The organism is Pseudobutyrivibrio sp. MD2005, assembly GCF_000621865.1.
In the GTDB taxonomy this organism is placed as follows: Bacteria; Bacillota; Clostridia; order Lachnospirales; family Lachnospiraceae; genus Pseudobutyrivibrio.
The window spans coordinates 15244-36671 of record NZ_JHXE01000017.1 but is presented as its reverse complement, the minus strand read 5'-3'; the positions used below and the strand labels follow the sequence as shown (position 1 = coordinate 36671).

General features: G+C 39.6%; 21 protein-coding genes. 20 read left to right on the top strand and 1 reads right to left on the bottom strand.

What is annotated here, in order from left to right:
• The 5 genes from T498_RS0107745 (at position 1) to T498_RS16895 (ending at position 4482) form a co-directional block, all read left to right on the top strand.
• On the top strand, positions 1 to 705 hold the full coding sequence (locus tag T498_RS0107745) for an ABC transporter ATP-binding protein (RefSeq protein ID WP_028235417.1): 705 nt from the start codon (positions 1 to 3) through the stop codon (positions 703 to 705).
• On the top strand, positions 692 to 2221 hold the full coding sequence (locus T498_RS0107740; protein WP_028235416.1) for a biotin/lipoyl-binding protein: 1530 nt from the start codon (positions 692 to 694) through the stop codon (positions 2219 to 2221). The genes T498_RS0107745 and T498_RS0107740 overlap by 14 nt, the downstream gene beginning before the upstream one ends.
• Before the next feature lie 10 nt (positions 2222 to 2231).
• Positions 2232 to 3485 carry an ABC transporter permease gene (locus T498_RS0107735; protein ID WP_028235415.1) on the top strand — a complete coding sequence of 418 codons (1254 nt, stop codon included), beginning with the start codon at positions 2232 to 2234 and terminating at the stop codon, positions 3483 to 3485.
• 8 nt (positions 3486 to 3493) lie between these two features.
• Complete coding sequence (locus tag T498_RS0107730) at positions 3494 to 4249, top strand: exodeoxyribonuclease III (RefSeq protein WP_028235414.1); 756 nt, start codon at positions 3494 to 3496, stop codon at positions 4247 to 4249.
• Between the two features lie 65 nt (positions 4250 to 4314).
• The gene (locus T498_RS16895; RefSeq protein ID WP_207638273.1) at positions 4315 to 4482 is read left to right on the top strand and encodes a hypothetical protein; all 168 of its coding nucleotides are present in this window, start codon (positions 4315 to 4317) and stop codon (positions 4480 to 4482) included.
• Positions 4483 to 4604: 122 nt separating this feature from the next.
• Here the strand turns inward: T498_RS16895 and T498_RS0107720 are convergent, their stop codons facing one another.
• The gene (locus T498_RS0107720; RefSeq protein ID WP_028235413.1) at positions 4605 to 5828 is read right to left on the bottom strand and encodes an argininosuccinate synthase; all 1224 of its coding nucleotides are present in this window, start codon (positions 5826 to 5828) and stop codon (positions 4605 to 4607) included.
• 265 nt (positions 5829 to 6093) lie between these two features.
• Here T498_RS0107720 and argC point away from each other — a divergent pair, with 265 nt between their 5' ends.
• The 15 genes from argC (at position 6094) to thrS (ending at position 21426) form a co-directional block, all read left to right on the top strand.
• Positions 6094 to 7146, top strand: a complete 1053-nt coding sequence (argC, locus tag T498_RS0107715) for an N-acetyl-gamma-glutamyl-phosphate reductase (protein WP_028235412.1) — start codon at positions 6094 to 6096, stop codon at positions 7144 to 7146.
• A 21-nt stretch (positions 7147 to 7167) separates the two neighbouring features.
• Positions 7168 to 7668: a GNAT family N-acetyltransferase gene (locus T498_RS0107710; protein WP_242839218.1), complete on the top strand. Its 501-nt coding sequence runs from the start codon at positions 7168 to 7170 to the stop codon at positions 7666 to 7668.
• Between the two features lie 108 nt (positions 7669 to 7776).
• Positions 7777 to 9000 (top strand): bifunctional ornithine acetyltransferase/N-acetylglutamate synthase, encoded by a 1224-nt coding sequence (argJ, locus tag T498_RS0107705; protein WP_028235410.1) that lies wholly within the window; start codon positions 7777 to 7779, stop codon positions 8998 to 9000.
• Between the two features lie 11 nt (positions 9001 to 9011).
• A complete protein-coding gene (gene argB, locus T498_RS0107700) occupies positions 9012 to 9908 on the top strand; it encodes an acetylglutamate kinase (protein ID WP_028235409.1) in 897 nt (298 codons plus the stop codon).
• Entirely contained in the window at positions 9901 to 11100 is a 1200-nt protein-coding gene (locus tag T498_RS0107695; RefSeq protein ID WP_028235408.1) for an aspartate aminotransferase family protein, read from the top strand. The genes argB and T498_RS0107695 overlap by 8 nt, the downstream gene beginning before the upstream one ends.
• A gap of 83 nt (positions 11101 to 11183) precedes the next feature.
• Positions 11184 to 11753, top strand: a complete 570-nt coding sequence (locus tag T498_RS0107690; RefSeq protein ID WP_028235407.1) for a ComEA family DNA-binding protein — start codon at positions 11184 to 11186, stop codon at positions 11751 to 11753.
• Between the two features lie 21 nt (positions 11754 to 11774).
• Positions 11775 to 12473, top strand: a complete 699-nt coding sequence (locus T498_RS0107685) for a response regulator transcription factor (RefSeq protein WP_028235406.1) — start codon at positions 11775 to 11777, stop codon at positions 12471 to 12473.
• 11 nt (positions 12474 to 12484) lie between these two features.
• Positions 12485 to 13927 carry a sensor histidine kinase gene (locus tag T498_RS0107680; protein ID WP_028235405.1) on the top strand — a complete coding sequence of 481 codons (1443 nt, stop codon included), beginning with the start codon at positions 12485 to 12487 and terminating at the stop codon, positions 13925 to 13927.
• Positions 13927 to 14922, top strand: a complete 996-nt coding sequence (locus tag T498_RS15280; protein ID WP_051524670.1) for a GerMN domain-containing protein — start codon at positions 13927 to 13929, stop codon at positions 14920 to 14922. Before T498_RS0107680 ends, T498_RS15280 begins: the two co-directional genes overlap by 1 nt.
• 3 nt (positions 14923 to 14925) lie before the next feature.
• The gene (locus T498_RS0107670; RefSeq protein ID WP_028235404.1) at positions 14926 to 17217 is read left to right on the top strand and encodes a DNA internalization-related competence protein ComEC/Rec2; all 2292 of its coding nucleotides are present in this window, start codon (positions 14926 to 14928) and stop codon (positions 17215 to 17217) included.
• Positions 17218 to 17337: 120 nt separating this feature from the next.
• Positions 17338 to 17805 (top strand): NUDIX hydrolase, encoded by a 468-nt coding sequence (locus tag T498_RS0107665; protein ID WP_028235403.1) that lies wholly within the window; start codon positions 17338 to 17340, stop codon positions 17803 to 17805.
• 14 nt (positions 17806 to 17819) lie between these two features.
• Positions 17820 to 18287, top strand: coding sequence for an NUDIX hydrolase (locus T498_RS0107660; protein WP_028235402.1), 468 nt, complete (start codon positions 17820 to 17822; stop codon positions 18285 to 18287).
• A gap of 19 nt (positions 18288 to 18306) precedes the next feature.
• Entirely contained in the window at positions 18307 to 18594 is a 288-nt protein-coding gene (locus T498_RS0107655; protein WP_028235401.1) for a hypothetical protein, read from the top strand.
• 106 nt (positions 18595 to 18700) lie between these two features.
• The gene (locus T498_RS0107650; RefSeq protein ID WP_028235400.1) at positions 18701 to 19339 is read left to right on the top strand and encodes a hypothetical protein; all 639 of its coding nucleotides are present in this window, start codon (positions 18701 to 18703) and stop codon (positions 19337 to 19339) included.
• Positions 19340 to 19659: 320 nt separating this feature from the next.
• A complete protein-coding gene (thrS, locus tag T498_RS0107645) occupies positions 19660 to 21426 on the top strand; it encodes a threonine--tRNA ligase (protein ID WP_028235399.1) in 1767 nt (588 codons plus the stop codon).
• Positions 21427 to 21428: the final 2 nt, after the last annotated feature.

Here is a 21428-nt window from a genome sequence, read left to right as displayed (position 1 = left end):
ATGATAGTAAAGCTTAATAACATTAATAAAGTATATGGACAAACAGGCACGGAAACATCGGTTCCAGCACTTAATAATGTTTCGCTTCAGGTAGATGAAGGGGAGTATGTGGCAATCATGGGGCCTTCCGGTTCTGGAAAGAGTACCTTAATGAATGTCATTGGTTGCCTGGATAAGCCTACTTCTGGCGAATACTATTTCGAGGATAAGGATGTGCTTCGCCTTAAAGACAGGCAGATGTCTGATTTAAGGCTTCACTCAATTGGCTTTGTATTCCAGAGCTTTTATCTGATGAATGAAGAAAATGCCATCGAGAACGTGGCTTTGCCTTTAAGCTATGCAGGGGTGCCTAAAAAAGAAAGAGAACGTAGAGCAATCGAAGCTCTTACGAGAGTTGGACTTGCAGATAGAGTAAAATTTCGTCCTGATCAGCTTTCCGGTGGACAAAAGCAGCGTGTTGCCATAGCAAGAGCAATTGTAAATAATCCAAAGGTACTTCTTGCAGACGAGCCTACAGGTGCTCTTGATCAAAAATCTGGAGCGGCTATTATGGAGCTTTTTGAAAAACTAAACAGCGAAGGCACCACTATCATAATGATTACTCATGATGCCAATATAGCAAGCCATGCGAAGAAGACTTATCGCATTGTTGATGGCAAGCTCTATCATGGGCTGGAACAGGAGGGTGAAGATGAAGAAGCTTAAACCATTCATTATTATCCTTGTAATCGTAGCCCTGGCAGTTGGTGGTCTATTTGCAGGCTATAAATATAGTCAGGGGAAGAAGACTGCTCAGGTAGTATCACTTGCAAATTATGGAATGGATGGCTACTGGGGCGATACCATAGAGAGCTATGGAGATGTTACTGCTGATAAATCACAATCTGTTTATATTGCAACTGGTACAGAAATCAAGAGCGTAAATGTGGCCGAAGGAGACCATGTTAATGCTGGTGATGTGATTATGACTGTAAATAAAGGAACTCAGGATATTAACGGCAAGACTTTGCAGCTTCAGAAAGCAACCCAGAATCTAGAGGCTGAGCAAAAGAAGTTAGAGCGTCTAGAAAAGACAAAGCCTATTCCTGAATACATTCATACTCAGGAGGTTTACAGAGAAAAGACTTTTGTTGCAGAAAAAGAATATATTGCAGTTACTGATGTGAATATTGGAGATTTCCATTATCTTACTGATGATATTATCGCAATTGAAAGCTTTGATACTGATGGTGAGATTTTGTATACCTCTTATCTTAAGCCAGGATATACAGAAAATGGAGGAAGATATGAGGAGCTTGAGGAGGATTCTGACATTGATCCTATCAAATCATATCTTGCTAATAAGGACAACGAAGAAAACTTCAAGAAAGTTGAAATAGAGGAAACCTTCGATTTTCTTGCATCAACCCTCTATCTCGATGGCGAGACTAAGCAAATTGTGGGAGAGGATTCCTACGAGGGGGAAGGTGTTCACACTGGTATGCCAGAAGGACTAAAGCCTAGCGAGCTTGCGGAGGAAATCAAGAATCAGACAATCGTGGTTGAACGACAAGATTTAGAATGTCGAAAGCTTGAAAATGAGCTGGAAGTTATGAAAAACACTACTGATGATGGTGCGATTATAGCTAAGGTCTCTGGTACTGTTTCAAAGATTCAAAATAAGGATAATTACAATAACACACAGCCATTTGTGGTTGTGGCTGCCACAGATGAGTATTACATCACGGGAAGTATTGGTGAGTTTTATTTGGATAGTGTAAATGTTGGCGATACTGTAAGTGTCATGTCGTGGGATAATGGAGTTTCTACAGAAGCTGTGATAGCGTCAATCAGCGAAAATCCTAGCACTGGCAACAATTTTTACAGTGGCGGTGGTAATAGCAACAGCAGTAACTATGAGTTTAAAGCAACCTTTGACAGAAGCTGTGGAATCGAAATTGGCTCTGCTGTAGATATTTCAATCACACCTGCAGGCCAGGAGTCTAGTGGGTACTATATACCGTCGCATTTTATCAGAAAAGATGCTTCAGGCAGCTTTGTTATGAAAATGAATTCTAAGGGAAAGCTTAAAAAGGAATATGTAAAAGTGGGCAAAGTGCTTTGGGGTTCTATGACAGAAGTAAAACAGGGCGTTGCTCCAGAGGAATATCTGGCTTTTCCATATGGAAACGGAGAAATCGAAGGCATCAGCTGTGAAGTAGTTGATGAGCTTGATTATTAAGGGAGAATCTATGCTTGAGAATTTACGATTAGCCTTTAGAGGTATTTGGACACACAAACTTAGATCTTTTCTTACGATGCTTGGAATTATCATTGGTATTGCAGCAATTATTGCCATTGTTTCCACTATCGAAGGAACGAATCAGCAGATAAAACAAAATCTTATTGGCTCAGGCTCAAACACTGTGGACATTCAACTTTATCAGAATGATTGGCCATGTGATATGAGTTATAATGATCCACCTTACGGAGTGCCTCAGATAAGTGACGATGTTTTAAAAGATATTCGAAGCCTTGATGAGGTGAAATCTGCCAGCAAATACACATCCCGACAAATTTATGATGGCGTGTATTATATGAATAATTCTATGAACGGCGGATATGTTAAAGGTGTAGAAACAGATTATTTCGAGACAGATAATCTTACAGTGAAAAAAGGCCGTCTTTTCACTGCTGATGAGGTGGCTGACTATAAAAAGGTCTGTGTTATAGAGGATTCAGTAGCCACTGATTTATTAAATAATGAGGACCCTATTGGAAAGGTGCTTGAGATAGGAGGAGATTCCTATGTTGTTGTTGGAGTCGTAGCAACCCGCTCTACATTTGAGCCTACAATCAATTCTATCTCTGACTACGAGACATACATGCAGGATGAGTCTGGCGTTGTATATATTCCTATTTCGGATTGGCCTATAAGCTATCGCTATGATGAACCAGAAAATATTCTTGTAAGAGCTGTATCTACAGATGATATGACAGCTGCAGGAAAGAAGAGTGCTGATATACTTAACGGAAGTATCAATCCAACAGATGATACAATCAAATATGAGGCGACAGATTTATTAGAACAGGCACAGCAGTTACAGCAGCTTTCTTCATCTACCAATTCAATGCTTATTTGGATTGCAGCTATTTCTCTACTTGTTGGTGGAATTGGCGTTATGAATATCATGCTTGTATCCGTCACTGAAAGAACGGCTGAGATTGGATTGAAAAAGGCTATAGGAGCCAGAAAAGGTAAAATTATGGCTCAGTTTTTGACTGAAGCAGCAGTGCTTACATCTATGGGTGGTGTGCTTGGAGTAGTCAGCGGTATCGGTCTTGCTCAAATCATTTCTATAATGAGTGGTACACCTGTTGCAATTTCTTGGCCTGCAGCCTTTGTAGCTGTTGCATTTTCTATGGTAATTGGTATAGTATTTGGTATATTACCAAGCCATCAGGCGGCTAACCTTAATCCAATTGATGCATTACGTACTAACTAGGAGGGACAATGAGCAAATTCATTTCATGGAATGTAAATGGCCTTAGAGCTGTTATCGGCAAAGGCTTTTGGGAATACTTTGATGAGGTAGATGCAGATATTTTCTGTCTTCAGGAGATAAAGCTTTCTGAAGGCCAGCTTGAATGTGAAAAGGAAGGCTATCACATTTACTGGAACTATGCTGAAAAGAAAGGCTATTCTGGAACAGCAATTTTTACAAAGAAGGAGCCTTTATCTGTCAGCTATGGTATTGGCATTGAAGAGCATGACCATGAAGGTCGTGTTATCACACTTGAATTCGACGATTATTATTTCATTACATGCTACACACCAAACTCACAGAACGAACTAAAGCGTCTTGATTATCGAATGACATGGGAAGATGATTTCAGGGCTTATTTATGCGAGCTTAACAAAAAGAAAGGAGTAATCCTTTGCGGTGACTTAAACGTAGCTCACGAAGAAATCGATATCAAGAATCCTAAGACTAACCGTCGTAACGCAGGATTCACTGATGAAGAGCGAAATAAAATGACTGAGCTCTTAAATGCAGGCTTTATTGACAGCTTTAGATTCTTCTATCCTGATCAGGAGCAAATCTATTCTTGGTGGTCATACAGATTCAAAGCAAGAGAGAAGAATGCAGGATGGCGCATCGACTACTTTATCGTATCTGAAGACCTAAGAGACAGAATGACTGACGCCAAGATTCACACAGACATCATGGGTTCAGACCATTGTCCAATAGAGCTAGACCTTCAGTAATCAAATTATTTAAGCGGCAAAATACGTTTTTATGTGGTATTATATACATAATGGGAGGTGTTACTATGACAGATAAAAAGGAAGGTACATTTGTTGTACATGTAAATAATGTTGAGAACGACACTTGGCAGGGCCAGGTTACATGGGCCGACCGCGACGAAAAAATCAGTTTCCGTAGCGCCATGGAACTCATGTCAATCATTGACTCCGCCCTCAACACCGAAGAAGAATAAAGAAAAATACCCTTGCCCCTAGGTTATACCTAGGGGCATTTTGCTACCCTAAATTTTGCAATCTGCCGGCCCCACAGCCCCCGGGCAGCAAAATGCCCCGCCTAAGTTGGCGGGGCAAGGGGTTATTTCTTTTTCTGGTTTTCCTGAAGTTTCATGGCGCGTACCTTGAGTGGGAGGCCCCAAAGTGTGATGAAGCCTTCGGCGTCGTGGTGATCGTAAAGGTCGCCAGTTGTGAATGATGCAAGTGACTCAGAGTAGAGTGAGTATGGTGAAGTTGTACCAGCCTTGATGATGTTGCCCTTGTAGAGCTTGAACTTAACTTCGCCTGTAACGTATTCCTGAGTAGATTTTACGAAGGCCTGAATTGCATCGCAAAGTGGTGTGAACCATTTTCCTTCGTAGCAAACCTGCGCAAGCTTAGCACCCATTTCTTTCTTCATTTCCATTGTCGCGCGGTCGAGGCAAAGCTCTTCAAGCTGAGCGTGTGCCTCCATGAGGATAGTGCCGCCTGGTGTCTCGTAAACGCCACGAGACTTCATACCAACTACACGGTTTTCTACGATATCTACGATGCCGATTCCGTTTCTACCACCAATTTTATTTAATTCTTTGATGATATCTGAAACCTTCATTTTCTTTCCATTAACTGATGTAGGTACACCCTGCTCGAAAGTCATTGTAACGTACTCTGGCTTGTCTGGAGCTTTCTCAGGAGGAGTAGTGAGCATAAGAAGATGCTCGTAATTTGGCTCCTGTGAAGGATCTTCAAGCTCAAGACCTTCGTGGCTGATGTGCCATAAGTTACGGTCACGGCTGTAAGACTGATCTGTTGAGAATGGAAGATTGATGCCGTGAGCCTTGCAGTAATCGATTTCGTCCTGACGAGACTGAAGCTTCCATTTGTCGCTACGCCATGGAGCGATTACCTTGATGTCTGGAGCAAGAGCCTTGATTCCAAGCTCGAAACGAATCTGATCATTTCCTTTACCTGTAGCACCGTGGCAAATTGCAACAGCGCCTTCTTTTCTAGCAATTTCAACAAGCTTTGCTGCGATGCCTGGACGAGCCATTGCTGTACCAAGAAGGTATTTGTTCTCGTAGATTGAACCAGCCTGTACGCAAGGTACGATGTAATTATCACAGAAGTCATCAACAATATCTTCTATATATAATTTAGAAGCACCTGAAGCCTTTGCTCTCTCTGAAAGACCATCTAATTCTTCCCCCTGTCCACAATCGATGCAACAGCAGATTACTTCATAACCATAGTTTTCTTTGAGCCATGGAATGATTGCTGTGGTATCAAGACCACCTGAATAAGCTAATACTACTTTTTCCTGTGCCATATCTGTTCTCCTTTATGAATAAATATTGATTAACTGTTTCAACTGAGACTACTTTACAACATCTATGCTCATATTTCAAGTGTGAATTTATGCATAAATAGGGTATAAAAATGAGATTTGTTAAAAATGACGTTGAAAAAACTGAATTTTAGGTGTATATTTATGCAAGATTAATTTATAAAATTTTGCTGTAACACTTTACATTACAAAAGTGAAGGCGTACTATTATTAATATCAAATTACGATTAAAGAGAGGACATTTATTATGATCAAAGTAGGTATTATTGGTGCCACTGGTTATGCTGGTGCCGAGATTGTAAGACTTCTATATTCACATCCACAGGCTGAGATTATTTGGTACGGATCTAGGAGCTATGTAGATGAACGCTTTGCTTCTATTTATAAGAACATGTTCACATTGGTTGAGGATAAATGCCTCGATGACAATATAGTAGAGCTTTCTAAGCAGGTAGATGTTATTTTCACAGCTACACCACAGGGATATCTTGCAGGAGTTCTTACAGAAGAGATTCTTAATAACTGTAAGGTTATCGATTTATCTGCAGATTACAGAATTAAAGACGTAGCAGTTTATGAAAAATGGTACGGTATTGAGCACAAGAGTCCTCAGTTTATAGAGGAAGCAGTTTACGGTTTATGCGAAGTTAATCGTGACAAGGAAAAGGGAGCAAGACTTATTGCAAATCCTGGATGTTACACAACCTGCTCAATCCTTACAGCATATCCACTTGTTAAGGCTGGTTTGATTGCTCCTTCTACATTAATAGTAGATGCTAAGTCAGGCACCAGTGGAGCAGGTCGAGGAGCTAAGCTTCCTAATTTATATTGTGAGGTTAACGAAAGCATCAAAGCATATGGAGTTACAAGCCATAGACATACTCCTGAAATAGAGGAGCAGCTTGGATATGCATGTGGTAAAGAGATTATGATTAACTTCACACCTCATCTTGTTCCAATGAATCGAGGCATCCTTGTTACTGAATATGCATCACTTGTAGAGAAGGATGGAAAGCTTCCTACTAAGGAAGAGGTTATGAAAGCATATCATGATATGTATGATGATGAATTTTTTGTAAGAGTTTTGAATTACGGGGAGTGTCCTGAAACCAAATGGGTTGAAGGCAGCAATTTTGTTGATGTTAGTTGCATGATAGATGAAAGAACAGGCCGTGTAGTTATGATGGGAGCCCTTGATAATCTTGTTAAGGGCGCTGCTGGACAGGCAGTTCAGAATATGAATATTATTTTTGGTTTAGATGAAAAGATGGGACTTGATTTTGCACCAATGTTCCCATAGGCGGCAATACGGAGGTCAGGTATGGTAGTTAATGAAGCTTATAAGATTTCTTTAAATTTAGGAGTTTTTATGGAATATCAAATCAGAACCATGGAAGAAAGTGATTACGAAGAAGTATATGATTTGTGGACCACTATTCATGGTTTTGCAATGAGAAGCATTGATGATTCTAAGGAAGGAATTCTTAAATTTATAAAGCGAAATCCGAATACATCTGTTGTAGCTATCGCAGACGGCAAAATAGTTGGTTCGATTTTAGCTGGCCACGATGGACGCCATGGAAGTTTCTATCATGTATGTGTTCACGAGGATTATCGTAATCACGGTATCGGTAAAGCCATGGTCACAGCGGCTATGATTCGTCTTAAGGATGAAGGAATCAATAAGATTCAGCTTGTTGCATTTAAGGGAAATGAGCTTGGCAATCAATTCTGGCACGCAGAGGGATGGCGTGAACGTGAAGACTATAATACCTATGACTTCGTATTAAACGACGAGAACATTATAAAATTCAATAGTTGAGAATAGTCCCATAACATTTTCTAATTATTTTCTCATCGTTTTCACTATACTCTCGAAAATAATTAGAAAAATGTTATTAAATATTATAATAAAAGGAGCGTTTTACGTATGAAAGCAATTACGGGCGGAATTACAGCAGCAAAGGGGTTTCAGGCAGCCAGTACAGCTGCAGGAATAAAATATCAGGGCAGAACAGATATGGCGATGGTTTATTCTACAAAGCCTTGTGTTAGCGCTGGCACATTTACAACTAATGTGGTAAAAGCTGCTTGTGTGCAGTGGGATATGAATATCGTAAAATCCGATAAGCCACTTCAGGCAGTTGTTATAAATTCAGGAATTGCAAATGCATGTACAGGTAAGGAAGGCTTCGACGCTTGTGAAGCTACAGCAAAGGGAGTGGAAGAAGCTCTTGGCGTTGCTTTTGACACTGTTGCCGTTGCATCTACAGGTGTAATCGGTATGCAGCTTCCAGTGGATAAGCTTGTGTCTGGCGTAAAGGTAATGTCCAAGGAATTAAAGGATAGCATTGAGGCCGGCACAGCAGCTTCAAAGGCCATTATGACTACAGACACAGTTAATAAAGAGATTGCTGTTGAGTTTGAAATTGGTGGTAAAACAGTAACTCTTGGAGGTATGAGTAAGGGTTCTGGAATGATTCATCCTAATATGTGCACAATGCTTGCATTTTTGGGGACGGATCTTGCAATTGAAAAGAATCTTCTTCAGGAGGCAGTCAGTGAAGTTGTTGCAGATAGCTTCAATATGATTACTGTTGATGGTGATACATCTACAAATGATACACTTCTTTGCATGGCTAATGGCCTTGCAGGAAATGATGTAATTAATCAAAAGGGAGATGATTATAATACATTCAAGGAAGCTCTTTCTTATGTTTGCGTGAATCTTGCTAAGAGAATGGCAGCTGACGGCGAGGGAGCTAGCAAGCTTTTTGAGGCGACTATCGTAAATGCGAAGTCAAAAGCTGATGCTAAGGTACTTGCAAGAGCAATAGTTGGTTCTAATCTATCTAAGGCTGCTATCTTTGGATGCGATGCCAATTTTGGAAGATTCTTATGTGCTATGGGATATTCAGGTGTGGATTTCGATCAGAATGATGTTGAGCTTTTCTTTAAGAGCGAAAATGGCACATTAAAGGTGTTTGATAAGGGTACACCGATTGTATTTGATGAAGATGAGGCATTGAAAATAATGAAGGCTGACGCTGTGACAGTTTTCGTTGATATGCACGAGGGCGAAGCTGAAGCAACAGCTTGGGGCTGCGACCTTACTTATGACTACGTAAAGATTAATGCTGATTATAGAAGTTAAGGAGGACTGTCATGGATAAGAGCATGCAAAAGGTAATGGATAAGGCGGAAGTTTTGATTGAGGCTTTACCTTACATACAGCGTTTTAGCAAAAAGATAATTGTTGTTAAATATGGTGGAAGCGCCATGATTGATGAGGAGCTCAAGAAGCAGGTAATACAGGATGTTACATTGCTTAAGCTTGTTGGTTTTAAGCCAATCATTGTTCATGGTGGTGGTAAGGAAATTTCTAAGTGGGTTGAGAAAAATGGAATCGTTCCAGAGTTTATCAACGGATTGCGTAAAACTGATGAAGCCACAATGGAAATCGCTGAAATGGTTTTAAACAAGGTTAATAAATCACTGGTTCAAAACGTTCAATCACTTGGAGTTGATGCAGTTGGTGTTTCCGGTAAAGATGGTGGCCTTTTAAAGGTTCAGAAGAAACTTTCAGATGGCCAGGATATTGGTTTTGTTGGAGAGATTACAGAGGTTAATCCAAAGATTATCATGGATTTACTTGATAATGATTTCTTACCAATTGTTTGTCCAATCGGTATGGATGATAATTTCCAGACATATAATATCAATGCTGATGATGCAGCGTGTGCCATTGCTAAGGCTGTAAAGGCAGCAAAGCTTGCATTCCTTACAGATATTGAGGGTGTATACAAGGATAAGGATGATCCAGACACATTAATCTCTGAGCTTACAGTTGAGGAAGCAAAGGATTTGATAGGAGACGGATATATCGGCGGAGGTATGTTGCCAAAGCTTAATAATTGTATTGAAGCAATTGAGCAGGGGGTATCAAGAGTTCATATTCTTGACGGTCGAATTGCTCACTGTCTATTACTTGAGATATTTACTAACAGAGGTATTGGTACAGCAATAATAGGAGATAAGGATACGAGGTATTTCAATGAATAAGAATCAGATTATGGACAAGGCAGAGGAAAATCTTTTACATGTATATAATCGTTTTCCGGTTGTATTTGATCATGGAAAGGGAGTATTTCTTTACGATGATGAGGATGAAGAATATCTTGATTTCGCATCAGGTATTGGCGTAATGGCATTTGGCTATGGCAACGAGGACTATGAGGAAGCTCTTGTTGCTCAAATTAAAAAAATCACTCATACATCAAATCTTTTTTATCATGAGCCAATGATTGAGGCTGCAGAAAAGCTTTGTAAAGTATCTTCAATGGACAAGGTATTCTTTACAAATTCAGGTGCAGAAGCTATTGAAGGCGCCCTTAAGACTGCTAAAAAATATGCATATTTAAAGAAGGGGGCAGGTGATTATGAAGTAATCGCCATGGAAAATTCATTCCACGGTAGAACAGTCGGTTCACTTTCTGTCACAGGAACAGAACACTACAGAGAGCCATTTTATCCTTTGATGAGTGGTGTTAAATTTGCCACATTCAATGATTTTGGAAGCATTCTTGCAAATCTTTCAGACAAGACTTGCGCTATCATTTTAGAGACCGTTCAGGGAGAGGGCGGTTTATATCCAGCGGACAAGGAATTCTTAACAAAGGTAAGACAGCTCTGTGATGAGGAAGATATTCTTCTTATCTTAGATGAAGTTCAGTGTGGAATGGGAAGAACTGGTACTATGTATGCTTTCGAGCAGTATGGAATCAAGCCAGATATCCTCACAACAGCAAAGGCTCTTGGAAATGGAGTTCCAGTTGGAGCGTTCGCTGTTACTGACAAGGTAGCTGTATCTTCATTAGAGCCAGGTGACCATGGCACAACATACGGAGGCAATCCACTGTGCACTGCAGCTGTATCGCAGGTACTTGATTTATTTGATGAATACAAGCTGTTGGAGCATGTTAAGAAGATTACCCCTTACTTCGAGCAGGTGCTTGATGTTCTTGTTAATAAATATGATTTTATTACAGCAAAAAGAGGCTTAGGCTTAATGCAAGGTCTTGTACTTACTGTTCCAGTTAAGGAAGTGGTTACAAAAGCACTCTTAGATGAGCATTTAGTAGTGCTTTCAGCAGGTAAGGATGTACTTCGTTTGCTTCCACCACTTGTAATAACAGAGCAGGATATCGACTTATTTAAAGAAAAAATCGAGAGAGTATTCGACACATTTTCGTAAAACTCTTGTAATATCTAAAAAAATTCGCTACAATAAGCAAGACAACACTGGGATCTCCTACGGGTTATAGAATAGGAGATTACATGAAAAGATTAATTTGTATTGCTTGTTGTAGCATTTTTCTTTTTACAGGATGCCGCCAAGCATCGTATTTTCAATCAACAGAGCTTGTAGCAGAGGACGAAGAAGCCAAGACCGAGGAAGAAGTTATTGCAGAGCTTTTACCTGAAAACATTTATGTTCAGGTGGCAGGTGCAGTAGCAAATCCTGGCGTATATGAGCTTCCTACAGGTTCTAGGGTCTATGCAGCAATAGAAGCTGCAGGAGGTCTGGATTCATCTGCTGATGATAGCGATATCAATCAGGCAGCTGTTTTAGAGGATGGCCAGAAAATCTACATTTATACTGTGGATGAAGCTGAAGAAATCCTTAATCAGCAAATGCTTGAGGAAGCTGATGATGGACTTATCAATATTAATACAGCCACCGCTGCTGAGCTGCAGACGCTACCTGGTATTGGAGCGGCAAAGGCCCAGCAAATTGTATCCCACAGGGAAGCTAATGGCAGCTTTTCTTCAATAGAGGATATTAAAAATGTTTCTGGCATAGGCGATGGTATTTTCAATCAGATTAATTCACTTATTAAGATTTAAATAATAGGATAGAGGAGAACTATGGCTAAGAAAGTATTAGTTGTTGACGATGAAAAACTTATCGTAAAGGGAATTCGTTTTTCACTTGAGCAGGATGGCATGGAGGTAGACTGCGCCTACGATGGACAGGAGGCTTTAGATCTTGCACTTGCAAATCATTATGACATGATTTTGCTTGATGTTATGCTGCCAAAGCTTGATGGATTCGAAGTGTGCCAGAGCATCAGAGAGTATTCTACCGTACCTATCGTTATGCTTACTGCCAAGGGCGATGATATGGATAAGATTCTTGGACTTGAATATGGAGCTGACGACTATATTACTAAGCCATTCAATATTCTCGAGGTAAAGGCTAGAATAAAGGCTATTATGCGTCGTGCATCTTTAGGACAGCCTGTTGCTACCGAACATAAAAATGAAGAAAACATCATCGAAAATGGTGATTTAGTACTTGATAGAAGCAACCGAAGATTGACAATTCTAGGAACAGAATACAATCTTACATCCAAGGAATTCGAAATGCTTGTGCTTCTTGTTACAAATCCTAAAAAGGTATTCTCTAGAGAAGCATTGCTTAAGACAATATGGGGTGATGATTATCCAGGAGACGAGCGTACAGTTGATGTGCACGTAAGACGTCTGCGCGAAAAAATCGAGCCTAATCCAAAGGAGCCTAAGTACGTTCGTACAAAATGGGGCGTTGGATACTATTACATGTAAAGTGAGTTGAAATGAAAAATAAAAATAAATTCTTATTTTTTCACGGCATAGGATCTAAAATTGCAATCATTATAATTTGTGTAGGCATCATACCATTTTTGGTATGTGTGCCTATTTCTTTGCATGCCTATGATTCTGTATCGATTCATACAGATGCAACCAATCTTATGGCCCAGGCCGTATCCTACAATAATCAAATCGTTACAAGTGGATATTTGACTGGCGATAGTCAAAATGAAGTGCTTGATACCGAGCTTAAATCTGTAGCAGAAAGCTATAATGGGCGTATTCTTATAATCAATTCTTCGTTGAAAATTGTAAAGGATTCCTTTTCTGCAGATATTGGCAAAACTGTCATTTGGGAAAATATAATATATTCAATGCAGGGGCAGTCTCTTTATTACTACGACAAGGTTACAAACTACCTTATCGTTACGGTGCCACTTACAAATTCAGATGGAGACACTGTAGGTGTGTACGTAGTCAATAAATCTATGGATTACCTGGATCAGAATAAGGATATGTTTATCTCCTATATGCTGATTGGAGTAGTGATTATTCTGTCCCTGACAATCATTATCGCTGTTCTTACAAGCATTAGATATACTCGTCCTTTGAAGAAAATGTCTAAGTCATTAGATGCAATCATCAGGGAATCGGAGACAGTTTTACCTGAGACAAAATCATATAAAGAATTAGAAGACATTTCTTCGAAATTCAATGAGGTAATCAGCAAGCTTCATTCTATTGATGAATCCAGACAGGAATTCGTTTCAAACGTGTCGCACGAGTTGAAGACACCACTTACATCTATGAAGGTATTGGCTGATTCACTTAATGGTTCTGATGATGTACCTATTGAAATGTACAAGGAATTCATGGTGGATATCGGTGATGAAATTGATAGAGAGACAAAAATCATCAACGATCTACTTAGCCTTGTTCGTATGGATAAAAGCGGAGCAGTGCTTAATATTACAGCTGTAAATATTAATGAGCTGATCGAACACATTCTTAAGAGACTCAAGCCAATTGCGGACAAAGCTGATATAGAGGTTGTTTTCGAATCATTCAGACCAGTAGTTGCAGAGGTTGATGAAGTTAAGTTTACCCTTGTGGTTACTAATCTTGTGGAAAACGCCATTAAGTACAACAATGAGGGTGGATGGGTTCACATCACCTTAAACTCAGACCATCAATTCTTTTACATTAAGGTGGAAGACAACGGCCTTGGAATTCCAGAGGATTCTGTGGACTTCATTTTTGACAGATTCTACAGAGCTGACAAATCTCATTCTAGAGAGATTGGTGGAACAGGCCTGGGACTTGCTATTACAAAGAGTGCTATTGCTATGCACAATGGTGAGATTAAGGTTCGCTCTAAACTTGGAGAGGGCTCTACTTTTGATCTTCGTATTCCACTTAATTACATCGAAAAGGAGGACGAGGCATAATGAAAAAGAGTAAGATTGCGATTTCTTTACTTCTGAGCCTTGTTTTAGCTCTTGGCCTTGTGGGATGTAAAGGAGATAAAGAAAAGCCTGATTATGCGGTCTATTACATTAGGACTGATAAAAATGGTATTGCGCCAGTTGGCTATGATTTCAAGAGCAGTGACACAGATGGAATGATATCTGAGGCCTTGAATGAGCTTACTGAAGACGTTGATGACATCAAGGTTGTAAATACAATTCCATCTGGAGTTAAGGTTAAAAACTGGGAGCTTAATGATGGAAGCTTAGGCATCTATCTGGTTGGAGATTACGAAGCACTTGATGTTTATACAGAAATTCTTGTGAGAGCTGCTATCGTAAAGACGTTAGTGCAGATTGATGGCGTGGATTCGGTGTCAATCTATGTTAACAACGCACCTTTGACTGATGCTAATGGTGAAAGCGTTGGGCCAATGACCGCCGACACCTTTATCGAGGATTTTGGTCAGGAAACAGATGCGCTTTTATCGACAGAGCTAACACTATATTTTGCTAGTGCTGATGGTATGTCTACCGTAGCTGAGACAAGAGAGGTTTACTACAGCCGAAACGTTACACTGGATAGAATTGTTATCGAACAGCTTTTAAAAGGGCCGGATAACGATACTCTTTTATCAGCGTTGCCTAGTGGAACAAAGTTAAATTCAATTACAGTTTCTGAGGATGGTGTGTGCATTGTCAATTTTGATGCTGCAATCGAGACATCCCTTACAGGTGTTACTGAAAATGTAACTATATACTCGATCGTCAACTCTCTTACAGAGCTTGATAATGTAAAATCTGTACAGATTTTGGTTAATGGAAATACACCTCATATATCTAATGTGGATGTGGATTTGTCATCTGCAATTTCTAGAAATGAGGATATTATCAGTACTCTTTCTGATGAGGAGGAGCCAATGTTTCCTGAAGAGCAGGAGTTTAGCGACGAGGAATACATAGATATGGAGGAATAATTTGTGGGTCGAAGACTTGCAAGTATTTCTTTGCTATTCATTTTAATAATTGCATTAAGTGTATATGGCCCCTGGGATTTTCTGGGGGCATATACAAAACTTGATTTGGTATATGATAATCTATCTGATGGCGTGCATGTTAATGCTACTGGGTGGATTGCCGGCAAAGAAATCAAAAACGATAAAACAGTTTATTACGTCAAAGATGCTACCATTAGCTGTGAAAATGGTACGCTCAATCAAAATTCTTTTATTTTCAAATCTGATTCATACAAGATTCCAAACAAAAGCAAAGTTAATATAGAAGGGACTGTGTCACTATTTACCAGTGCCAGAAATGAAGGTGGCTTTGATATGAAAAGCTACTATAGTTCATTAGGCTATTATTTTGAATTAAAGGAGCCTTCTGTCATTAGCGCAAGCTGCAATTCTTTATTTTCTAAAGATAGCTTATTTACTCTCAGCGAGAGAATAATGGAGGTCTACAGACTCTGTCTTCCAGGAGAGGAGGCGGGCTTTTTGGCAAGCGTCACAATTGGCAACAAAAGTGAATTGGACCCGGATTTAAAGAGCTTGTTCCAACTTGTTGGAGTTGCACATGTGCTTGCAGTATCAGGGCTACACGTGTCGGTTGTTTGCATGAGTCTTTATAGAATCTTTAGAAAGCGTGGGTTAAGCTTTCTTATTGCGGGGGGCATGTCGGCAGCGGTAGCAGTTATGTATGGTGCTCTTACTGGAGGAAGCATTTCTGCTGTCAGGGCAATTGGTATGTTTTTAATATATCTGCTGGCAGACATTACCGGCGAAAGCTATGATAGCATAACGGCTCTTGCTGTGATGGCAGTGATGCTACTTTTAGAAAATCCCTTATATATAAAAAACGGTAGCTTTATCTTTTCCTTTAGTGCAATCCTTGGAATCATTTTTGTAGCTCAACCTATAAGCAAAAAATATCTTGAAATATGTAATAAGAAAAAGCGACTTCGTAAATCCGATAATGGCGTATTCGTCGATGAAAAGCTTCCATTAAGGATAAGGATTAAAGAATGGATTACAGCTAGCCTTATATTTTCATTCGGAATTACTGTGGCCATGTTGCCAATTGTTATATATATGTACTATGAAACACCATTGTATTCAATCCTGCTGAATCTTCTAATCCTACCTTTTATGCCAATTCTTTTAGGTTTTGGTTTGACTGGCGGAATAGTAGGATTATACATGCTTCCATTGGCAAAAATAATCTTAGGGCCTTGTCATATCTTAATTTATTTTATAGAAGCATGCGCGTTTTATTTTTCCAAACTGCCATTTTCAACTATTATTGCCGGACGAAAGCACTTCGTATTTACGGTGGTTTATTACATCATAGCTTTTTGTATAGTTCAACATAGATTCAGAAGAGAAATTGACATGAATCCAAGAAAAGAACTTGCGGGACTTGTAAAGGCATTAGTTGTACAGATTATTCTGCTATTTATGATGGTGGCACTGTTTCTTACACCATCCAAGCCAAAATTCGAAATCGATATTCTAGATGTTGGACAAGGCGATGGAATTTACATTTCCAGTGAAGATGGCATTAGGTACTTCATTGATGGTGGAAGCACCAGTTCGGATTTGATAGGCAAGTATACCATGCTTCCCTTTTTGAAATATAAAGGGGCATCCCACATCGATTATTGGTTCCTATCGCATATGGACTTAGATCATGTGTCTGGAGTTTTGGAGCTTTTGGAATCTGGCTACAGAATAGATAATATTGTTTTATCTTCAGAAATGCCACAGGGTGAGACGCTTTCTGAATTGTTATCCCTAGCAAACTCGAATGGCACAAATATTATATACATGAGCCAAGGGGATGTTTGTGGAACGAAACATCTCACCTTTGAATGCGTATTTCCTACGGCCGGGCTTACATCTGATGATATAAATGCCTTATCTTTATCTCTTTTGATGAAATACGATAGGGATGCCGATGGAACATGTGATTATAGTGGCTTCTTTGGAGGTGACATAGGAGCTGATCAGGAGCAAATAATAGCAGAGTCTGTTAATCATGTAAATCTACTGAAGGTGAGCCATCATGGCAGTCGATTTAGCTCGGATGATACATTTTTGACTAAGCTATCACCAGACATTGCAGTAGTAAGCTGCGCCAAAGTCAATCGCTATGGCCACCCGTCGCCTGAAGCTATAGAACGCTTAGAAAACGCGGCAGGAAGGATATATTACACCATGGACTCCGGCCGCGTACGCATAAATGAACAGGGGGTAGATGAATTTGTGCGGTGAATTAAGCTAAAGCAGACGCCTGGTGGGGAAAATAAAATTAAGAAGTATTTGCTGTAGCTATTAAAATAATAAAGTGTTATGGTAAAATATAGTTTCAATGAATGGAGAAAGGCTGAAGATATGAATTACATAGGTGATTTAAGAAAAACTATGGGGCATGATTTGATCATGACAGTAGGCTGCGGAGTTCTTGTTGTTAATGATAAGAATCAGGTCCTTTTACAAAAAAGAAGTGATAACGGTCAGTGGTGTATTCCAGGTGGAGCTCTTGAGCCAATTGAGACTTATGAAGAGGCTGCAATTAGAGAGCTTCAGGAGGAGGTTGGCATCACTGTAAAGGATCTCAAGCTATTTGGAATTTATTCAGGCAAGGATCGTGAGATTCATTATCCAAATAAGGATGTTGTTTACTCGCTTGCAGTTATTTTTGTTACTGATTCCTATGATGGAACTATTTCTGATGAGGATTCAGAAGTGTTGGAGCATAGATTTTTCTCAAGAGATGAAATCCCTGAGAATCTGTTTGCACCAGATGCTAGACCAATAAGAGATTGGGCTAATGGTGAGGCTTTAGGTTTAGTAAAATAATTTGGGATAGAAAAATGACTTTAACTACATTATGTTATCTAATTAAAGATGGTAAATACTTAATGCTGCATCGTACCAAAAAAGAGCAGGATATTAACGCCGGGAAATATATTGGTGTTGGTGGGCACGTTGAGGAAGGCGAATCTCCAGTTGATTGTATTAAGCGCGAAATAAAAGAAGAGACAGGCCTTACTGTTAATACACTTAAGACAAGGGGCTACATTACTTTTGTAATGGGGGATGAGACTGAACATGCAGTTCTTTTTACAAGTGATGATTTTGATGGACAGCTTACAGAAAACTGCGATGAAGGAGTCCTGACTTGGGTAGATATTGATAAAGTGATGGACCTTAATTTATGGGAAGGCGATAAAGTCTTTCTGAAGATTTTGCAGGAACAGGAGCAGAAGGGATATGCTTTCTTTTCCCTAAAATTAGTATATGACAAAGATGATAATTTGATAGATTCAATCATTGAATAAGAATGATTTAGGAGAACATATGGAGACAAAACTAGAAGAATTATATCAAAAGAAGGATATGGTTCATGGCAAGGCGGCTCAGATTCTTGAGACTCAAAAGGTGCCTTCAGCTATGAAAAATGAATATAATAACAAGGTTTCTCAGTATGATGAAATGTATGAGAATGTGGAAAGCATGAAGCTGCTTTCAACTAATCAAGAGACGATTGATAATCTTTTAAAGCAACAGCTGGAGATTCTAACAGTTAGAATCAACTGGGAGCTGGGCTGGATGAAAAATGTTTTAGGATACATATCTAAACAATAGAAGAAAAGTGTCGATAATAATTACGTAGGAACGAGTATTATCCAAGGATGGAGTTTTGCTTAGCAAAACTCTTTTTGTTTTTAGGTTCATAAATTGGAGGGTAAAAATGAGTAAGATAAATAATTCCTATGAGTATTATCAAAGTAATCAAGGCCTGCTTTCCATGCTGAACAAAAATAAAGGCGGTAATGCGCTGATTAACCAAATTGTTTCAAACAATGATTTGAAATATCAGCAGAAGATGGAAGCAATGGGCGTAGGCAATGGAAGTGGCCAATCCAAATATAAAAATGTAGATAAAGCTGCAACAAATCTTTTAGATGCCCTTGAAAAATTAGGTAATGAAGATTTATATACAGCTGAAAATGGCGAGGAACTTGATAAATCTACAATCATTAAAAAGGTTAGTAACTTTGTGACTGCATATAATAGCACAATCACAAATCTAGGGAGTTGCGGTGGAAGCTTAAACACTAGCTTTAAAACAGAATTTGAGGCCATATTTAAGGAAAAAGCGGAAAGCTTTGAAAAGCTAGGCATCACTATGAATAAGGATAATAAACTTGCCATTGATGGAGAAAAGCTTAACGCTGCATCTATAGATGATATAAAAGAGCTTTTTGGAAAAGAATCTAGTTATGTAAGTAACCTTACTGCAAGCGCCAGTTCAATCAATACCATTATTGGTAAGGCTTTGGCAATGAGCTCAAGCAATTATAATGCAAAAGGATTGTCTTTATTCTAAAGATTATTTGTCTTGTGAAAATGAATTATTTGTGGTAGGATAGGACACGAAAAGCGATGACAGAAACAGTAGTATTTGTGGAAGCTAAGAGAGAGGACGCCTAGGCTGGAAGCGTCTAGTGGAAACTTATATGAACACCATTCTCGAGCTGAACGTAGAAGCCATTTTGCTGGTGAAGCGTCTCCGGGTAGTTCCGTTAAAGACAAATGAGTGAAACACTAAGGTGGAACCGTGTTTATTATGTAAATTTAAGCACCCTTAGGAATTACTAGAAATAGTATTTCCTAAGGGTCTTTTTAATGTAAAGAAGGAGTAGAAAAATGGTAAATTTCAAAGAAGATGAAGCATTAAACACACTCAATCATTCATGTGCACACATGATGGCTCAGGCTGTAAAGCATCTTTATCCTGATGCTAAGTTCTGGGTTGGACCAGTAGTAGAAGAAGGTTTCTACTATGATATGGATCTTGGAGATGTAATGCTCACAGATGAAGATATTGCAAAGATTGAAAAGGAAATGAAGAAGGTAGCAAAGTCTGGCTGCAAGATTTATCGCCGAGAGATTTCAAAGGCTGAGGCACTTGAAATGTTCAAGGATGACCCATACAAGGTAGACCTTATCAACAACATGGATGAGGACACACAGACAATTTCTTGCTACGATCAGGGTGATTTCACAGATCTTTGCCGTGGACCTCACGTAGATAACGTAAAGCTTTGCCGTTACTTCAAGCTTGTTAAGCACTCAGGTGCGTACTGGAAGGGCGATGCAGAAAATCAGGTACTTAACCGTGTGTATGGTGTTTGCTTCCCTACACAGGAGCAGCTTGATGAGCACCTTGCACTTCTTGAGGAGGCTAAGGAACGCGATCATCGTAAGATTGGTAAGGATATGCAGCTTTTCATGTCTGATGATTTAATTGGTAAGGGTCTTCCAATGTACCTTCCAAATGGTTATACAATCTGGACAGAGCTTGAAAACTACATCCGTAACAAAGAGCGTAAGCTTGGTTACCTTCATGTTATGACACCTTGCGTTGGTACAGTTCAGCTTTACCAGACATCTGGTCACTGGGATCACTACAAGGAGAACATGTTCCCAGCTATGGAAGTTGAGGGAGAGAGCTTCGTTCTTCGTCCTATGAACTGCCCACACCACATGAGAATCTTTGCAAACCGTCCACACTCATACAAGGAGCTTCCTATCCGTATTGCAGAAATCGCTCATGATTTCCGTTTCGAGTCTTCAGGAACTCTTAAGGGTATCGAAAGAGGACGTCACTTCTGCCAGAACGATTCACATATCTTCTGTACACAGGAGCAGATTAAGTCTGAGGTTAAGAGCGTATGCGACCTTATCTTCAGCACATACGAAGATTTCGGTATCACAGATTACAGATGCGTGCTTTCACTTCGTGACCCAGCAGACACAAAGAAGTATCATCAGGATGATGAGATGTGGAACACAGCAGAGCAGGCTCTTCGTGAGACTCTTACAGAAATCGGTATCGAGTTCACAGAGGAGATTGGTGAGGCTGCCTTCTACGGACCAAAGCTTGATGTTAATGTTAAGCCTGCAATTGGTAACGAGATTACACTTTCTACATGCCAGCTTGATTTCTGCTTACCAGCTAAGTTTGATCTAACATACACAGATGCAGAGAGCAACAAGCAGACACCAGTAGTTATTCATAGAGCTATTCTTGGATCACTTGATAGATTTATGGCATACATTCTTGAGGAGACAAAGGGAAATCTTCCACTTTGGCTTGCTCCTACACAGGTAAAGGTACTTCCTGTTAAGAATGATGATGAGGAGCTTAACGCATATTCACAGAAGCTTGTTGATGCACTTATCGATGCAGATGTTCGTGTTGAGTTTGATACACGTTCAGAGAAGCTTGGCTACAAGATGCGTGAGGCACAGATTCAGAAGGTTCCTTATCTTGCTGTTCTTGGTAAGAATGAGGAGGCTGATGGAACTGTATCATACAGACTTCACGGCGAGCAGGGTACTACAACAGTTAAGTTTGATGAGTTTGTAGAGCTTATTGTTAATGAAATTAAGTCAAAGGGACGTAAGTAATC

What these genes read in the sequence shown, in the direction of transcription:
- T498_RS0107745 (WP_028235417.1), top strand. Translation starts at nt 1, where the DNA reads ATGATAGTAAAGCTTAATAACATTAATAAAGTATATGGACAAACAGGC.
- T498_RS0107740 (WP_028235416.1), top strand. Translation starts at nt 692, where the DNA reads ATGAAGAAGCTTAAACCATTCATTATTATCCTTGTAATCGTAGCCCTG.
- T498_RS0107735 (WP_028235415.1), top strand. Translation starts at nt 2,232, where the DNA reads ATGCTTGAGAATTTACGATTAGCCTTTAGAGGTATTTGGACACACAAA.
- T498_RS0107730 (WP_028235414.1), top strand. Translation starts at nt 3,494, where the DNA reads ATGAGCAAATTCATTTCATGGAATGTAAATGGCCTTAGAGCTGTTATC.
- T498_RS16895 (WP_207638273.1), top strand. Translation starts at nt 4,315, where the DNA reads ATGACAGATAAAAAGGAAGGTACATTTGTTGTACATGTAAATAATGTT.
- T498_RS0107720 (WP_028235413.1), bottom strand. Translation starts at nt 5,828, where the DNA reads ATGGCACAGGAAAAAGTAGTATTAGCTTATTCAGGTGGTCTTGATACC.
- argC (WP_028235412.1), top strand. Translation starts at nt 6,094, where the DNA reads ATGATCAAAGTAGGTATTATTGGTGCCACTGGTTATGCTGGTGCCGAG.
- T498_RS0107710 (WP_242839218.1), top strand. Translation starts at nt 7,168, where the DNA reads ATGGTAGTTAATGAAGCTTATAAGATTTCTTTAAATTTAGGAGTTTTT.
- argJ (WP_028235410.1), top strand. Translation starts at nt 7,777, where the DNA reads ATGAAAGCAATTACGGGCGGAATTACAGCAGCAAAGGGGTTTCAGGCA.
- argB (WP_028235409.1), top strand. Translation starts at nt 9,012, where the DNA reads ATGGATAAGAGCATGCAAAAGGTAATGGATAAGGCGGAAGTTTTGATT.
- T498_RS0107695 (WP_028235408.1), top strand. Translation starts at nt 9,901, where the DNA reads ATGAATAAGAATCAGATTATGGACAAGGCAGAGGAAAATCTTTTACAT.
- T498_RS0107690 (WP_028235407.1), top strand. Translation starts at nt 11,184, where the DNA reads ATGAAAAGATTAATTTGTATTGCTTGTTGTAGCATTTTTCTTTTTACA.
- T498_RS0107685 (WP_028235406.1), top strand. Translation starts at nt 11,775, where the DNA reads ATGGCTAAGAAAGTATTAGTTGTTGACGATGAAAAACTTATCGTAAAG.
- T498_RS0107680 (WP_028235405.1), top strand. Translation starts at nt 12,485, where the DNA reads ATGAAAAATAAAAATAAATTCTTATTTTTTCACGGCATAGGATCTAAA.
- T498_RS15280 (WP_051524670.1), top strand. Translation starts at nt 13,927, where the DNA reads ATGAAAAAGAGTAAGATTGCGATTTCTTTACTTCTGAGCCTTGTTTTA.
- T498_RS0107665 (WP_028235403.1), top strand. Translation starts at nt 17,338, where the DNA reads ATGAATTACATAGGTGATTTAAGAAAAACTATGGGGCATGATTTGATC.
- T498_RS0107660 (WP_028235402.1), top strand. Translation starts at nt 17,820, where the DNA reads ATGACTTTAACTACATTATGTTATCTAATTAAAGATGGTAAATACTTA.
- T498_RS0107655 (WP_028235401.1), top strand. Translation starts at nt 18,307, where the DNA reads ATGGAGACAAAACTAGAAGAATTATATCAAAAGAAGGATATGGTTCAT.
- T498_RS0107650 (WP_028235400.1), top strand. Translation starts at nt 18,701, where the DNA reads ATGAGTAAGATAAATAATTCCTATGAGTATTATCAAAGTAATCAAGGC.
- thrS (WP_028235399.1), top strand. Translation starts at nt 19,660, where the DNA reads ATGGTAAATTTCAAAGAAGATGAAGCATTAAACACACTCAATCATTCA.